This window comes from Arenibacter arenosicollis, from assembly GCF_014397245.1.
GTDB lineage: Bacteria > Bacteroidota > Bacteroidia > Flavobacteriales > Flavobacteriaceae > Arenibacter > Arenibacter arenosicollis.
In genome coordinates, this window is sequence record NZ_JACLHY010000007.1 from 113,613 (window position 1) to 128,848 (window position 15,236).

The 15,236-nt window shown below is 38.1% G+C and carries 15 protein-coding genes; 13 read left to right on the forward strand and 2 right to left on the reverse strand.

Annotated features, from left to right (window positions below):
- The first annotated feature begins 117 nt into the window (after nucleotides 1–117).
- From H4O18_RS09265 to H4O18_RS09320, 12 genes are all read left to right on the forward strand, one after another.
- On the forward strand, nucleotides 118–2,154 hold the full coding sequence (locus H4O18_RS09265) for a vWA domain-containing protein (protein ID WP_246474157.1): 2,037 nt from the start codon (nucleotides 118–120) through the stop codon (nucleotides 2,152–2,154).
- Between the two features lie 19 nt (nucleotides 2,155–2,173).
- Nucleotides 2,174–2,989 carry a prohibitin family protein gene (locus H4O18_RS09270; protein ID WP_187583795.1) on the forward strand — a complete coding sequence of 272 codons (816 nt, stop codon included), beginning with the start codon at nucleotides 2,174–2,176 and terminating at the stop codon, nucleotides 2,987–2,989.
- A gap of 242 nt (nucleotides 2,990–3,231) precedes the next feature.
- Complete coding sequence (gene hisG, locus H4O18_RS09275) at nucleotides 3,232–4,089, forward strand: ATP phosphoribosyltransferase (RefSeq protein ID WP_187583797.1); 858 nt, start codon at nucleotides 3,232–3,234, stop codon at nucleotides 4,087–4,089.
- Between the two features lie 11 nt (nucleotides 4,090–4,100).
- Nucleotides 4,101–4,532, forward strand: coding sequence for a GNAT family N-acetyltransferase (locus H4O18_RS09280; protein ID WP_187583799.1), 432 nt, complete (start codon nucleotides 4,101–4,103; stop codon nucleotides 4,530–4,532).
- 2 nt (nucleotides 4,533–4,534) lie between these two features.
- A complete protein-coding gene (gene hisD, locus H4O18_RS09285) occupies nucleotides 4,535–5,818 on the forward strand; it encodes a histidinol dehydrogenase (protein WP_187583801.1) in 1,284 nt (427 codons plus the stop codon).
- Between the two features lie 68 nt (nucleotides 5,819–5,886).
- Nucleotides 5,887–6,945, forward strand: coding sequence for a histidinol-phosphate transaminase (gene hisC, locus H4O18_RS09290; protein ID WP_187583803.1), 1,059 nt, complete (start codon nucleotides 5,887–5,889; stop codon nucleotides 6,943–6,945).
- A gap of 4 nt (nucleotides 6,946–6,949) precedes the next feature.
- Entirely contained in the window at nucleotides 6,950–8,128 is a 1,179-nt protein-coding gene (hisB, locus tag H4O18_RS09295) for a bifunctional histidinol-phosphatase/imidazoleglycerol-phosphate dehydratase HisB (RefSeq protein WP_187583805.1), read from the forward strand.
- Nucleotides 8,129–8,161: 33 nt separating this feature from the next.
- On the forward strand, nucleotides 8,162–8,752 hold the full coding sequence (hisH, locus tag H4O18_RS09300) for an imidazole glycerol phosphate synthase subunit HisH (RefSeq protein ID WP_187583807.1): 591 nt from the start codon (nucleotides 8,162–8,164) through the stop codon (nucleotides 8,750–8,752).
- Nucleotides 8,753–8,764: 12 nt separating this feature from the next.
- A complete protein-coding gene (hisA, locus tag H4O18_RS09305) occupies nucleotides 8,765–9,493 on the forward strand; it encodes a 1-(5-phosphoribosyl)-5-[(5-phosphoribosylamino)methylideneamino]imidazole-4-carboxamide isomerase (RefSeq protein ID WP_187583810.1) in 729 nt (242 codons plus the stop codon).
- Between the two features lie 93 nt (nucleotides 9,494–9,586).
- Nucleotides 9,587–10,342, forward strand: coding sequence for an imidazole glycerol phosphate synthase subunit HisF (gene hisF, locus H4O18_RS09310; RefSeq protein WP_187583812.1), 756 nt, complete (start codon nucleotides 9,587–9,589; stop codon nucleotides 10,340–10,342).
- An 80-nt stretch (nucleotides 10,343–10,422) separates the two neighbouring features.
- Nucleotides 10,423–11,043: a bifunctional phosphoribosyl-AMP cyclohydrolase/phosphoribosyl-ATP diphosphatase HisIE gene (gene hisIE, locus H4O18_RS09315; RefSeq protein ID WP_187583941.1), complete on the forward strand. Its 621-nt coding sequence runs from the start codon at nucleotides 10,423–10,425 to the stop codon at nucleotides 11,041–11,043.
- A gap of 126 nt (nucleotides 11,044–11,169) precedes the next feature.
- Nucleotides 11,170–12,582 carry a Gfo/Idh/MocA family protein gene (locus H4O18_RS09320; protein ID WP_187583814.1) on the forward strand — a complete coding sequence of 471 codons (1,413 nt, stop codon included), beginning with the start codon at nucleotides 11,170–11,172 and terminating at the stop codon, nucleotides 12,580–12,582.
- Between the two features lie 92 nt (nucleotides 12,583–12,674).
- Here H4O18_RS09320 and H4O18_RS09325 read toward each other — a convergent pair whose 3' ends face one another.
- Nucleotides 12,675–13,064, reverse strand: a complete 390-nt coding sequence (locus H4O18_RS09325; RefSeq protein ID WP_187583815.1) for a hypothetical protein — start codon at nucleotides 13,062–13,064, stop codon at nucleotides 12,675–12,677.
- Between the two features lie 128 nt (nucleotides 13,065–13,192).
- Complete coding sequence (locus H4O18_RS09330) at nucleotides 13,193–14,008, reverse strand: DUF1853 family protein (RefSeq protein ID WP_187583817.1); 816 nt, start codon at nucleotides 14,006–14,008, stop codon at nucleotides 13,193–13,195.
- A 77-nt stretch (nucleotides 14,009–14,085) separates the two neighbouring features.
- Here H4O18_RS09330 and H4O18_RS09335 point away from each other — a divergent pair, with 77 nt between their 5' ends.
- A complete protein-coding gene (locus tag H4O18_RS09335) occupies nucleotides 14,086–15,228 on the forward strand; it encodes a vWA domain-containing protein (RefSeq protein ID WP_187583819.1) in 1,143 nt (380 codons plus the stop codon).
- Nucleotides 15,229–15,236 lie beyond the last annotated feature (8 nt).

A 15,236-nucleotide genomic window follows, 5' to 3' on the forward strand; every position in this document is an offset into this window, starting at 1 on the left:
GTCTGGTTTTAAATATTTAAATGCGGGGAAGCCTAAGTGCAATTCTTCATTACCCTAATATTGGACACTTTATACAGCCCAAAACTTCTATCAACTTACAAGTCCCAATGAATAAATATGATGCAAATTCAAACAGTACTCTTTATATTGCTCGCAGCCTTTGTGGCATTGGCACTGGTACTGTTTCAATATTATTATAAAACCAAAAGGAAGGGAAAACTACATGTGGTCCTATCCTTTTTACGTTTTTTATCCATATTTGGTATCCTGCTACTTATTATAAACCCAAAATTTGCCCATAAGGAATATACCTTGGAAAAAACAAATTTGGTTCTGTTAACGGACAATTCCACATCAATAACCCCCGATGACAAATCCCAAATAATCTCGAACCTCTCTACATTAAAAAATAACACCTCTACCATATCCGAAAAGTTCAATATTGTAAATTATAATTTTGGAGCGGACCTAAGCGATTTTGATAGTCTCAGCCACACTGAAAGAAGTACCAACATTTCAAAGGCCTTGTCCAGTCTAAATGAAATATATACAAGTTCCAATACGGCAGTGGTACTTTTTTCCGACGGCAATCAGACTATAGGGGAGGATTATGAATTTTACGGCAAAAGACAAAACCTTCCTATCTATCCTATTGTTTTAGGAGATACTACCAAGTATGATGATATCTTAATTCGCCAGGTAAATACAAATAAATATGCCTTTTTAAAGAATAAATTCCCCTTGGAAGTTTTTATCTCCTATGATGGTCAAAAAGATATAAACCCAGAATTGCAAATTCTTATCGATGGCAAATTGAGTCATAAGGAAAAGGTATCCCTATCCGCTAAGTCGAACACTAAAATTATTAATACTCAATTAGAGGCTAGTAGCGTAGGAATAAAAAATATTAAGGTGAGTGTAGCTCCTCTACCCAATGAAAAAAACAAGGTTAACAATGAAAAATTATTGGCCTTGGAAGTTCTGGATGAAAAAACAAATGTCGCTATTATTTCCAGTATCCTCCACCCGGACATTGGAGCTATTAAAAAAGCAATTGAGAGTAATGAACAAAGATTGGTATCCATTTATAAGCCCAACATCGATTTAAACAAATTGGATGAAGTGGATGTCTATATTCTATACCAACCTGATGCTTCCTTTGATAGAATCTACAAACAAATCCAATTACGAAAATCCAATTCATTTACGATATTGGGAACCTATACCGATTTTAATTTTATAAACAGGATTCAAAAAAACTACGTTATTGGAACAGGGTATCCAATACAAGAAGTATTTGCTACTCTTAATAATGCTTTTTCCAAATTTGACATTTCCGAATTCTCCTTCGATGGTTTTCCACCACTTTTAACCAATGCTGGATCCGTGGATGTTTTGGGTATTAGTGAACCTATGCTAAAAATGCGGATCAAAGGGGTGGAAATGAATCAACCCTTATGGACCATTGCAGAACAAGATGTATCAAAACACGCCGTTCTGAATGGAGAAAATCTATGGAAATGGAGACTTCAGACCTACAGAAACGATCAAGCCTTTAAGAATTTTGATGCTTTTCTAGGAAAATTGATCCTTTATCTTTCAACCTCAAAAGGAAAAAACAGATTTGTATTGGATTATAGTCCTATTTACAACAACAGCAGTGAAACAAAAATAAGGGCTACCTATTTTGATGAGGCCTTTTCCTTTGATACCAATGCCTCTATCAATTTAAAAGTAGTGGATAAACCTAATAATAAATCCATGGAGGTGCCTATGTTGCTAAAAGATGGGTATTATGAGGCCGACCTAAGTAATTTATCTTCGGGAGAATATAGCTTTACGGCCACTATAGCCAAGGAAAACCTAAGTAGGTCCGGTAACTTTTCTATTTTGGATTTTGATGCGGAAAAACAATTTTCTTCCAGTGATCATCGAAAACTGCAACGTCTGGCAAACAACACTAAAGGAAAGTTATATTTCCCCGGCCAGGTGCAATCATTGATAAAGGATTTGGAAGCCGACCCTAAGTACGTGCCAACCCAAAAAAGCAAAGAAATTGTCGTACCTTTAATCGATTTTAAATTTCTATTGGCTGCTATTATTGCGGCGCTATCCTTGGAATGGTTTATCAGAAAGTATAACGGATTAACTTAATAATTAATAAATATAATAAATGGACAAATTACCAAAAATTGCATTACCAGTCATATTCGGTATTATAGTACTAGTAATATTAATCTCAAAATCTGCCATTACCATTGGCTCAGGTGAAGCCGGCGTGTTATATAAAACTTTTTCTGGTGGTGTGGTTACGGATGAACCACCTTTAGGTGAAGGATTCCACATTGTAGCTCCCTGGAACAAGGTTTTTATATATGAGGTTAGGCAACAGGAAGTTTTGGAGAAAATGCAGGTACTGTCATCCAACGGGCTTGAAATTAAGTTGGAAGCTTCTGCCTGGTTTGAACCTAAAAGAGAGTTTATAGGAAAGTTGCACCAGGAAAAAGGCACGGAATACATACAACGTGTATTGTTGCCCACCATCAGGTCTGCCGCCCGAAGTGTAGTGGGAAGATATACCCCGGAACAATTGTATTCCAGTAAAAGGGATGCCATTCAGCAAGAGATCTTTGAAGAAACCCAAAAAATCGTAGATGGACAATATATTCAGCTAAATGAAATTTTGGTTAGGGACGTAACCCTGCCCGCTACCATCAAGGAGGCAATAGAACGTAAACTTAAGCAGGAACAGGAATCCTTGGAATATGAATTTAGATTGGTTACTGCACAGAAAGAAGCTCAAAAAGTTATCATTGAGGCTCAGGGTAAGGCAGACGCCAATACAATACTAAGTGCTTCCTTGACGGACAAAATATTACGGGATAAGGGAATTGATGCCACTATTAAATTAGCGGAATCTCCAAATTCCAAGGTTATTGTAATAGGTAGTGGCGACTCAGGTATGCCCATTATTTTAGGTAATCAATAATAATTTAACAATTTTGAAATAAATTGTACCGTATAAATTTTCCAAGGTTGAAAAATAGTTTTAATTTTGTCATATCATGAAAAACAACAGGACACATCATCATCATTTCTTTACTTGCAGTCAAGCGAGCTAGGAATGTATTGTTGTATCTAAACTATATTCTAACCCGTTTGAGCAATCAAACGGGTTTTGTATTTAACATCCTGTTAGATTTGTTCAGGCCAAAAACAAAAAATTAGAAAATGAAAAAAATTAGAATTGCTATCCAGAAAAGTGGCCGTCTAAATGAAGACTCACTTCAAATACTAAAAGATTGTGGAATTTCTATCGATAATGGAAAAGACCAACTTAAAGCCTCTTCCAGAAATTTCCCCTTGGAAGTTTTCTATCTTCGAAATGGAGATATCCCACAATATTTAAGGGATGGCGTAGTAGATATTGCCATTATTGGGGAAAATGTACTAATAGAAAAAGGAGAGGATATTTCAATTGCAGAGAAATTAGGTTTTTCCAAATGCAAAGTATCTTTGGCTGTTCCTAAATCGGTAAAGTACAATTCGGTAAAAGATTTTGAAGGCAAAAAAATTGCCACATCGTATCCAAATACCGTAAAAAACTATCTAGATAGCAAAGGAGTAAAGGCTGATCTTCATATTATTAGTGGTTCTGTGGAAATTGCACCCAATATTGGTTTGGCCGATGCTATTTGTGATATTGTCTCAAGTGGAAGTACACTTTTCAAGAATAATTTGAAAGAAGTTGAGGTGATGTTGACCAGTGAGGCCGTACTGGCAGTTTCTCCACAAATTTCTCAGGAAGGAACGGAGTTGCTGGAAAAATTAAGATTTAGAATTCAATCCGTTTTACGTGCCAGGCAATCCAAATATGTTCTATTGAACGCCCCTAACAATAAATTGGACGAAATTATTGGGCTGCTGCCCGGTATGAGGAGTCCTACAGTACTACCTTTGGCCGAGGAAGGTTGGAGTTCCGTACATACTGTAATCAACAAGGATAAATTCTGGGAAGTTATCCAAGAGCTTAAAAAAGCTGGAGCTGAGGGAATACTTGTTTGCCCCATTGAAAAAATGGTGCTATAACACTTGTCCTTATGACTACTACCTTTCATATGGAGCTTATCCCAAAGAAGAATATAAATGATATTTTACCTTTGGTACAAATGCTCAACAACGGTAAATTTCCTGTTGAAATTCTTAAAAAAAGATTGCAGGATATGCTTAGGGACGGCTATCAATGTTTGGGCGTCTACGATAAAGAAGCGTTAATAGGTATATGTGGTATATGGGTTCTAAATAAATTATATGTAGGTAAACATATTGAACCTGACAATGTTTATGTATTACCGGAATATCGAAGTTCTGGAGTTGGAAAATTGATGATGGATTGGGTATTTAATTATGCTCTAGAAATCGGATGCGATGCCTCGGAAGTTAACTGCTATATAAAAAATGAAAAAGGAATTCAGTTTTGGAATAACCAAGGTTATAAGGCCATAGGCTACCATATGCAAAAAGTATTATAGCAATGAATAAGATATACAATCCACAGAGAGCAGATTGGAAGGCAGTTTTAAAACGGCCGACCCAAACTATTGCCGATATCGAGGATATGGTCGATGCCGTTTTTATGGAAATAAAGACTGGCGGCGATTCCGTGGTAAGCAACTATACCAAAAAATATGATGGAGTGGTTTTACCGGATGCATTTGTATCTCGCTTAGAGATAGAGGAGTCTGAAAAAATGATTTCAAGCGATTTAAAGTCGGCTATTCAACAGGCCAAAAACAATATTGAAATATTTCATAAAGCACAAAAAACGGATAAAGTTTCCGTAGAAACTGCTAATGGTGTCCAATGCTGGCAAGAAAAACGTCCCATACAAAAAGTGGGATTGTACATTCCCGGAGGTACGGCTCCTTTGTTTTCTACGATCTTAATGCTTGCAGTACCAGCAAATATTGCGGGCTGCCAAGAAATTATCCTGTGTACCCCGCCCAACAAGGAAGGAAAAGTTCATCCGGCCATATTATATACGGCCAATCTATGCGGAGTTACCAAAATATTTAAAGTTGGAGGCATTCAGGCCATTGCCAGTATGACTTTTGGAACAGAAACCATTCCTCCCGTCTATAAAATATTTGGGCCAGGAAATCAATTTGTAACCGTTGCCAAACAAATAGCCACAAAATATGGTGTAGCCATTGACATGCCTGCAGGTCCCAGTGAACTTTTGGTGATGGCCGATGATACCGCCAATGCAGCATTTGTAGCCTCAGATCTATTGAGCCAGGCAGAACATGGTGTGGACAGTCAGGTTATTTTAGTATCCACTTCCAAAAATTTTATAGATGCCGTTGAAGCGGAGGTAGCTGAGCAAATTAAGGATTTGCCGAGAAAAGATATAGCCGAAAAGGCTATAGCCAATAGCAAATTAATTTACGTGGATAGCCAACAGACGGCTGTAGATCTAATCAATGAGTACGGTCCGGAACATTACATTCTATGTGTTAAAAATGAAGAATTTTTCCTAAGACAAACCTATAATGCCGGTTCTGTTTTTATTGGGAATTACACTCCAGAAAGTGCAGGGGATTACGCATCTGGAACCAATCATACGTTACCGACCAATGGATATGCGAAACAGTATAGTGGCGTAAACCTGGATAGTTTTATGAAAAGTATGACTTTTCAAAAAATATCGGAAAAAGGAATTCAGGAAATTGGCAATACCATAGAGTTGATGGCCGAAGCGGAAGGGCTGCAAGCCCATAAGAATGCAGTAACCCTGAGATTGAACAGTTTAAAATAATAAGACCGAAGTATTGAGCTGGCACAGCACGATACTAGCCGGATAAAATGCCGAAAAGCATAAATAGAATGAAAACAAAAATATTCAACATTAACAACATAGTTCGGGAGAACGTAAAAGGATTAAGTCCCTATTCCTCTGCAAGGGATGAATATGTTTCAGATGGTTCCAAAATGGTATTTTTAGACGCCAATGAAAATCCTTTTGAATCTGGTGTAAATAGATATCCGGATCCACATCAAAGACGCTTAAAAGAAGTCTTGGCAGAAAAAAAGGGAGTTTCCACACAACAACTTCTTTTAGGGAATGGTAGTGATGAGGTGTTGGATTTAATTTTTCGGGCCTTTTGCGAACCCAAAGAGGACAATATTATCTCCTTACCACCCACATACGGTATGTATAAGGTACTTGCAGGAATAAACAATGTGGAGAATAGAGAGGTATTATTGACAAAAGAATTTGAACCCAATGTACCAGAAATACTGAAAGTAGCTGATGGTAAGAGTAAATTACTATTTCTCTGCTCGCCAAACAATCCCACCGGAAATAGCTTTTCCAGTAGCAGCGTTAGGGAGTTGTTGGACAATTTTAATGGATTGGTAGTTATAGATGAAGCCTATATCGATTTCTCAAGTGAAGTAAGTTGGATTTCGGAATTGCAGAATTATCCCAATCTAGTGGTAACCCAAACCTTATCCAAAGCCTATGGTATGGCAGGTATAAGATTAGGGACCTGTTATGCTTCTGAGGAAATAATAGCTGTATTAAATAAAATAAAACCACCATATAACGTAAATGAATTAACGCAGCAAAGAGCTTTGGAGCGGGTTTTGGACGTTAATGCGGTTAATTTGGAGGTAATAGATATTTTAACGGAAAGGGAGGCCCTTTTTAATGTGTTGCACCAAGTAGAGTTTGTAGAAAAAATATATCAAACTGACGCAAATTTTATTCTCGCCAAAGTGGATGATGCTACCAGAAGATACAATCAACTTTTGAAAATGGGTATCGTAGTTCGCAACAGGACCTCGCAGCCACTTTGTGAAAATACACTGAGATTTACCGTGGGAACCAAAGAGGAAAATAAGAAATTAATAAGCGCATTGCAAAATATAACAACCTTATAATATTATGAGTCCGGATAAGAACACTAATGCCGCCAAACGAAATAAAAATGGTAAAAAAGTGCTGTTTATAGATAGGGATGGTACCATTATTAAAGAAACCATAGACGAGCAGATAGATGCTTTTGAAAAAATGGTATTTTATCCCAAGGCATTTACCTTTTTGGGGAAAATAGCCAAGGAATTGGATTATGAATTGGTAATGATTACCAATCAGGATGGCTTGGGTACCGATATTTTTCCTGAAGACACTTTTTGGCCGGTACATAATTTTATATTGAAATCGTTCGAAAATGAAGGAGTTGTATTTGATAAGGTATTCCTTGATCGAACTTTCCCCCATGAAAATGCCAATACGCGAAAGCCCGGAACAGGTTTGTTAACGGCTTATTTTTCGGAAGATTACGATTTGGAAAATTCCTTTGTCATAGGGGACCGATTGACCGATGTTGAATTGGCCAAAAATTTAGGGGCCAAAGGAATCTTTATAAATGACAATACCAATTTAGGAAAAGGGGAAATATCCGTTAAAAGAGAAGAATTGGATAATTACATAGCCCTGGAGAGCAATGATTGGGAAAAAATATACGAGTTTTTAAAATTGAAAGATCGGGTTTCTGAAATAACCCGTAAAACCAATGAAACCGATATTTTCATTAAACTTAATTTGGACGGTACCGGAAAGAGTGATATTAGCACCGGGTTGGACTTCTTTGACCATATGTTGGATCAATTGGCCCGTCATGGCCAAATGGACCTTGAAATCAAAGTTAAAGGCGATCTGGAAGTAGACGAACATCATACCATAGAAGATACGGCAATAGCATTGGGCGAGGTGTTTCATAAAGCTTTGGGCAATAAATTGGGAATCGAAAGATATGGTTTCTGTTTGCCTATGGACGACTGTTTGGCACAGGTTGCCATCGATTTTGGTGGACGAAACTGGTTGGTTTGGGAAACGGAATTCAAAAGGGAAATGATAGGAAAAATGCCAACGGAAATGTTTTATCATTTCTTTAAATCGTTTACGGATGGAGCCAAAGCCAATTTAAATGTTAAGGCTGAAGGTAATAATGAACACCATAAAATAGAGGCCATTTTCAAAGCTTTTGCCAAGGCAATCAAGGTGGCCGTGAAACGTGACGTAGAAAAAATGGTGCTACCAAGTACCAAAGGAGTTTTATAGGAGTAAATAAATCTGTCCGAAGGACAACTAAAAATGAAAATAGTAATTATTGATTACGGAGCCGGAAATATTCAGAGTATTAAGTTTGCCTTTCAGCGCTTGGGGTATGAGGCTATTTTGAGCCGGGATGCCGATGAGATTATGGCGGCCGATAAAGTTATATTTCCGGGAGTGGGGGAGGCAAGCAGTGCCATGAAGAAATTGCGTGAAAGTAAATTGGACCAGATTATTCCTAAACTAAAACAGCCAGTATTGGGAATTTGCCTGGGAATGCAATTAATGTGTCATTCTTCGGAAGAAGGCGATACACAAGGCCTTGGTATTTTTGATGTAGATGTGGTTAAATTCTCCAATAAGGTCAAGGTTCCGCAGATAGGGTGGAATCAAATTACCAATTTAAAATCCGACCTATTCAACAACATAAAGGAAAAGGAACATATTTATCTAGTACATAGTTTTTATGCCCCAATTTGCGAGGAAACAATTGCCGAAGCTGAATACGGCTTGGGATATAGTGCCGCTTTAAAAAAAGATAATTTTTATGGAACTCAATTCCACCCAGAAAAGAGCAGCGAGGTTGGAGAAAAGATCCTTAGGAATTTTATTGATAGTGCCACTAGTTAATACTGTATAAACATGAGAATAATACCTGCAATAGATATAATTGAAGGAAAATGTGTAAGACTGTCCAAAGGAGACTACGACACCAAGAAAATCTATAATGAGAATCCCTTGGAGGTGGCCAAAGAGTTTGAAGCCCATGGAATTGAATACTTGCATTTGGTAGATTTGGACGGGGCTAAATCCAAACATATCGTAAATCATAAAGTGTTGGAAAAAATAGCTTCCAATACCAACTTGAAAATAGATTTTGGTGGCGGGCTAAAGACCGATGATGATCTAAGGATCGCCTTTGAAAGTGGGGCCAATCAAATCACTGGCGGGAGCATTGCCGTTAAGGACAGGGATACTTTTATTTCCTGGATCAACAAATACAGTCCTGAGAAGATTATTCTTGGAGCGGACGCAAAAGATGAGATGGTAGCTGTATCGGGTTGGATGGAAGAATCCAAGGAAGAGTTGATTCCCTTTATCCAAACGTATCAAAAAGAAGGTATTAGAGCAGTAATTTGTACCGATATAAGTAAAGATGGCATGTTAGAGGGTCCTTCTTTTGATCTGTACCGTAAAATTTTGGAGGCTTGCGGCCCAAATATCTTACTGATAGCCAGTGGAGGAATTTCAACCTTTGAAGAACTTCCCAAATTGGCCGAATTGGGTTGCGAAGGAACCATAATTGGAAAAGCCATTTATGAAAATAGAATTAGTTTAAAACAATTGGAAAAATTTATTCTCGACATCTAATAAATATTAAGCTTGTTGTTGAATTATTGGGCGCCATTTATAGTTTTCAAGACCGTAAGTAGCAGCTTAAATTTCCAAAAATAAATGTAGCAAATGTTAACAAAAAGAATAATCCCTTGTTTGGATATTAAAAATGGTAGGACTGTAAAAGGGATAAACTTTGTGGATTTGCGGGACGCAGGTGATCCAGTGGAACTTGCCGAGATCTACGCCAAGTCCGGCGCGGACGAATTGGTCTTTTTGGATATTTCGGCCACGGAGGAGGGAAGAAGAACTTTGGCCGATTTGGTATTGCGGGTTGCCGAAAAGGTAAATATTCCTTTTACCGTAGGTGGTGGTATTTCGTCTGTGAAGGATGTGGATATATTATTACATAACGGAGCGGATAAAGTATCCATAAATTCATCCGCCGTCAAAAATCCTCAATTGATCAACGATCTGGTAGCCAAATTTGGCTCGCAATGTATTGTTGTGGCCATAGATGCCAAACAGATCGATGGGGAATGGATAGTGCATTTGGTAGGAGGGAAGGTACCCACAGAACTAAATCTTTTTACTTGGGCGAAGGAGGTTGAAAAACGTGGGGCTGGAGAAATTTTATTTACCTCCATGAACCATGATGGAACAAAGGATGGGTTTGCCAATGAGGCTTTGGCCAAATTATCAACAGAATTGAACATTCCAATAATAGCATCGGGTGGGGCAGGAAATATGCAACATTTTACGGATACATTTGTTGAAGGAAAGGCAGATGCAGCTCTGGCTGCAAGCGTTTTTCATTTTAAGGAAATAGAAATCAAAGACTTAAAGGAAGAGTTAAAAAGAAATAATATCCCCGTTAGGCTATAATCAATTTTATTATCAGCAAGGTGGATTAATCCAAACACTTCCTATAACAAACCTAAAATTACATTATGGAATCCAAAAGCATGAACATAGACTTCAACAAAAACAATGACGGCTTGGTCCCGGCAATAGTACAGGATGCAAATACCAAAAATGTACTTATGTTGGGATATATGAACCAGGAAGCATATAACAAAACAATAGACAGTAGTAAAGTAACCTTCTATAGCCGCACAAAAAGCAGATTATGGACCAAAGGAGAGGAAAGCGGAAATTTTTTGAATCTAGTGGACATTAAATTGGACTGCGATAACGATACCCTGCTTGTCATGGTAGATCCTGTTGGACCAACCTGCCATAAAGGAACCGATACCTGTTGGGGCGAAGAAAATAAATCTACATTCGGGTTTATTACAGAACTGGAAAATATTATTCAGAACAGAAAAGATCAGGCCGATGGTATAATTCCGATTCCCGAAGGAGTTAAACCCAGCTATGTTTCCTCACTATTTAAGAGCGGTATCAATAAAGTAGCACAGAAAGTAGGGGAAGAAGCTGTAGAGGTGGTAATTGAGGCCAAGGATGATAATGATCAACTGTTCAAAGATGAAAGTGCAGATCTATTGTTCCATTATCTAATATTGTTACAGGCTAAAGGGTTTAAACTTCAGGATATTGTAAAGGTTCTGGAGTCGCGCCATTAATTTCTGAATATTTTCATTTGAAATGAAAATTGTTTAATTTACAACTTGGTATTTTTTGGTAAAAAAAATTGACTTATCTTCAAAAATTCCAATAGTTAATTAATAATCTTAATAATCGCATAGGCTATGAAATCAAATAGGAGAGATTTTATCAGAAAAACATCCATTGCAGGAATGGGTTTGGCAATGGCACCGGCTTGGTCCCATAATACAATGGGAAATAATATAAATAACGGACCTGCAGCAAGTCCGGGAGCTATTTATATGGGTGGCTTTTCTGCTCCAAAATTGGATACGGTCAAGTGTGCGTTTATAGGTGTTGGTGCCCGAGGATCTGGACATGCCCATCAGATAGCCGCCATTGAAGGCACAGAGGTAGTAGCTATTAGTGATTTGTACCAAGATTTGGCCGAGAAATCTGCGAAGGTATGTACGGAGAACGGTGCAGGAACCCGTCACAAGAAGATAAAGCTGTACACCAATGGTGAAGACGATTGGAAAAAAATGCTGAAAAAGGAAAAACCTGATGCGGTTTTCGTCTGTACCCCATGGGAATTGCACGCCCCCATGGCTATTGAGGCCATGAAAAATGGAGCTCACGTATTTGTAGAAGTACCACTTGCCCTCACACTTGAAGAAATGTGGGAAATAGTAGATACTTCGGAGAAGACCCAGAAGCACTGTATGATGATGGAAAACGTCAACTACGGTAGGGAAGAGCTTCTCTACCTAAACATGTGCAGACAGGGTGTTATTGGGGAATTGCTTCATGGAGAAGCTGCCTATATCCACGAATTAAGAGGACAGATGAACGAGGTGGAACGTGGTACCGGTTCATGGCGTACCCCGCATTATGCCCATCGCGATGGAAATCTATATCCAACACATGGATTGGGCCCAGTTGCCCAATACATGAATTTGGCCAGGGGAGAGGATAACTTTAAATTTATTAACTCATTTTCATCCCCAGGCAAAGGACGAAATCTATATGCTGCCAAAAATTTCCCGCCAGATCACAAATGGAATAAGTTGGACTTTAAAGGGGGCGATATAAATACATCTATAGTTAAGACCAACTTGGGCAGAACTATTATGGTACAATGGGACGAAACTAGCCCTAGGCCATACACCAGACATAATCTGATTCAGGGGACAAAAGGAACCTTGACCGGTTTCCCAACAAGGGTCGCCCTGGAAGGTGGGGTTGAAGGAGGACCTGATAGCCATCATGAATACGCAGAAGGTGATCAATTACAAAAAATATTTGAAAAATACGAACATCCACTGTACGTCCGTTTAGGAGAATTGGCCACTAAAATGGGCGGACATGGAGGAATGGACTTTATAATGAGGTACCGAATTATTGAGTGTTTAAGAAATGGAGAGCCTTTAGATCAAAATGTTTACGAAGGTTGTTATTGGAGTGCTGTCGGAACTTTAAGTGAAGTTTCTGTGGCCCAAAACGGAGCTCCACAAACGTTTCCAGATTTTACCAGGGGCAATTGGAAAACTACGGAACCATTAGGAATCGTCAGCTAATGACATAAGACTTATAATCAAATAAAAAGTCATTGTATTATATACAATGACTTTTTTAATTTTAGGTAGTAGGGAAATAATTTTAAAAAAATCTAAGGTGTAATTTCTACTCCCGCTACTTCGGTCCGACTATCCAATTGGGTTATTAGGTCCTGAGTGCTATTGAACACCTTTTTACTGTAATAACGTCCTCGATCCCAATCCGCAGGATTTGCTGCTTTTATAGCATCAGCTATTATATCCTGCACATTCTCAGTGAGTCCTTCACATTGACTGCCTTCCAATAGCTTTAAAAGTTTATCATAAGACTCCAAGGCCTTTCCTGAATAATACTTCTGATGCTCATAATTATTGGCCTTTAATGCACTCTTGGCGTGATTTAAGGCATAAGAAGCTGTTGAATAGATTAATTCACAATCGTCCTTGGCCGAAGCAAAGGAAAAAATAGATAACGAAAAGAATAATAGGAAAACTTTTTTCATAAGAACGGGGATTTCAAGTTTTATCTAAAGAAAACGAACCGGTTCTTACAATATTGCTGGTCGTACTAAATCCTATGATTTTTGCACAGTAAACCAACACCCATCCAATCCGTCAGATTAAAACGAATTTACCACCATACTACAAATAGTTTTTCAATTTTTAAATCTTCGGTTTTGACCCAAAGCATCGGGGAATACCCATCTTCCAATTTATTTGAAATAAGATCTATTACTTCGTTATATGATAGCCAATCTACTTTGTTAATTGGTTCTAGTAGCCATTCTGACTTGGATGGCAGATAATACTTCAAGTTTAAAAAATTATTGGACTTAAATTTTCGCAAGGAAATCCACCTACCAACAATACAATCGGAATTAAATGGACCCAGATCTAATTTGCTTAATGCATAAGGAACAAACAATTGGCATTTAAAGCATACCTGATGCTTCAGTTCGGAAATGTTTATATTTAATTCTTTCAATATAGAAATGGCCTCCGGCGTATTCAACAGGGGAATTTGGCGATTTAAGATTTTTTCTTTCTTGGCATAAAAGGAATCACGTTGGTTGGGGCCTATCAATTGGTGTTGAACAATAGCTGTTTCCTGGCGTAATACATAAAACTTGTACGTTAGCTCAACATGTGTATATATCTTATTATCAACATGTTGAACTAAAAAATCAATTTCACCCATGCTGACTTTATTCTTCCTAATTGGAATATTGTGTGCTATAACCTTATAGTCCTGGGAATGTTGGATCAGTTGATGAAAAATGTGTTCTATTTTATGTCCCAACCTCAAATTGGTTGGAATCACCGCTGTTTCCAGATTTCCAAAATCAATTTTTGGCAACCTAAATTGCTCCAAGCCATCCAAATTACCGTTCCAGAGTGGCGGAGTTTCAAAAAATGACCGATAATATGAAAGGTTTTTATGATCCAAACGATACTATTATATGTAAACCGTTAAGTTTTCTATAAAAAGGAAATGGTCTAGACCAAATTAATTAATTTTATAGTATGGCTGTAAATAAAAGAAAAGGGTTTCGATTTTCCAATTATGAAGCCCCCGAGCAAACTCCTTTCGAAAAGCTTTTTGATATTTTCAAGGAACTAATTACACATACTTCGGGAGATGTGGATGAGGCTTTGGATTGGTTAAGGGAATTGGACAAGGAGTACCAACTTACGGATGAGAATTACACCATAGATGATTTTATAGAAGACCTCAAGGCAAAAGGTTTTCTTAGGGAAGAACCTAAAGATGGGGATGGCACCGGCTCTGGGGACCAAAAAGCGGATTTGTCCATCACCGCCAAAATGGAACGGATTATAAGACAAGCGGCCCTGAACCAAATTTTTGGTAAAATAAAACGCAGTGGTTCCGGCAATCATAAAACCGGTTTATCGGGTAGGGGAGATGAACATACTGGTGAGTTCAGGGAATATCGATTTGGCGACAGTCTAGAGCGGATTTCCATGACCGAAAGTTTAAAGAATGCCCAAATTAACCATGGTATTGGGAATTTTCATTTAAGCGAAGAGGATTTGGTGGTAGAGGATACCCAATTCAAAGCCCAAATGAGTACCGTACTTATGATCGATATAAGCCATAGTATGATACTCTATGGCGAAGACCGTATTACCCCGGCGAAAAAAGTCGCTATGGCTTTAGCCGAGCTCATTACAACGCGATATCCAAAAGATACTTTGGAAATTTTGGTCTTTGGTAACGATGCATGGCCCATTCCTATTAAAGACTTGCCTTATTTAAAAGTGGGGCCCTACCATACCAATACTGTGGCTGGATTACAATTGGCTATGGACATGCTCCGCAGAAAGCGAAATACCAATAAGCAGATTTTTATGATTACCGATGGTAAACCCAGTTGTATTAGATTGCCAGATGGCACCTACTACAAAAATAGTGTGGGCTTGGATGATTACATTGTTGAAAAATGTTATAACATGGCCAGGCAGGCTAGAAAGTTACATATTCCCATAACCACCTTTATGATTGCCAAGGACCCCTATTTAACCCAATTCGTAAGACATTTTACAGAGGCAAATAAAGGAAAGGCATTCTTTACCGGCCTAAAGGGACTAGGAGAGATGATTTTTGAGGATTACGAACAAAACAGAAGAAAAAGATTAAAGGGATAAACAGGCAA

Bases quoted from the DNA above. Each gene is read 5' to 3' on its own strand.
- H4O18_RS09265 (WP_246474157.1), top strand. From the start codon at position 118: ATGATGCAAATTCAAACAGTACTCTTTATATTGCTCGCAGCCTTTGTG.
- H4O18_RS09270 (WP_187583795.1), top strand. From the start codon at position 2,174: ATGGACAAATTACCAAAAATTGCATTACCAGTCATATTCGGTATTATA.
- hisG (WP_187583797.1), top strand. From the start codon at position 3,232: ATGAAAAAAATTAGAATTGCTATCCAGAAAAGTGGCCGTCTAAATGAA.
- H4O18_RS09280 (WP_187583799.1), top strand. From the start codon at position 4,101: ATGACTACTACCTTTCATATGGAGCTTATCCCAAAGAAGAATATAAAT.
- hisD (WP_187583801.1), top strand. From the start codon at position 4,535: ATGAATAAGATATACAATCCACAGAGAGCAGATTGGAAGGCAGTTTTA.
- hisC (WP_187583803.1), top strand. From the start codon at position 5,887: ATGAAAACAAAAATATTCAACATTAACAACATAGTTCGGGAGAACGTA.
- hisB (WP_187583805.1), top strand. From the start codon at position 6,950: ATGAGTCCGGATAAGAACACTAATGCCGCCAAACGAAATAAAAATGGT.
- hisH (WP_187583807.1), top strand. From the start codon at position 8,162: ATGAAAATAGTAATTATTGATTACGGAGCCGGAAATATTCAGAGTATT.
- hisA (WP_187583810.1), top strand. From the start codon at position 8,765: ATGAGAATAATACCTGCAATAGATATAATTGAAGGAAAATGTGTAAGA.
- hisF (WP_187583812.1), top strand. From the start codon at position 9,587: ATGTTAACAAAAAGAATAATCCCTTGTTTGGATATTAAAAATGGTAGG.
- hisIE (WP_187583941.1), top strand. From the start codon at position 10,423: ATGAACATAGACTTCAACAAAAACAATGACGGCTTGGTCCCGGCAATA.
- H4O18_RS09320 (WP_187583814.1), top strand. From the start codon at position 11,170: ATGAAATCAAATAGGAGAGATTTTATCAGAAAAACATCCATTGCAGGA.
- H4O18_RS09325 (WP_187583815.1), bottom strand. From the start codon at position 13,064: ATGAAAAAAGTTTTCCTATTATTCTTTTCGTTATCTATTTTTTCCTTT.
- H4O18_RS09335 (WP_187583819.1), top strand. From the start codon at position 14,086: ATGGCTGTAAATAAAAGAAAAGGGTTTCGATTTTCCAATTATGAAGCC.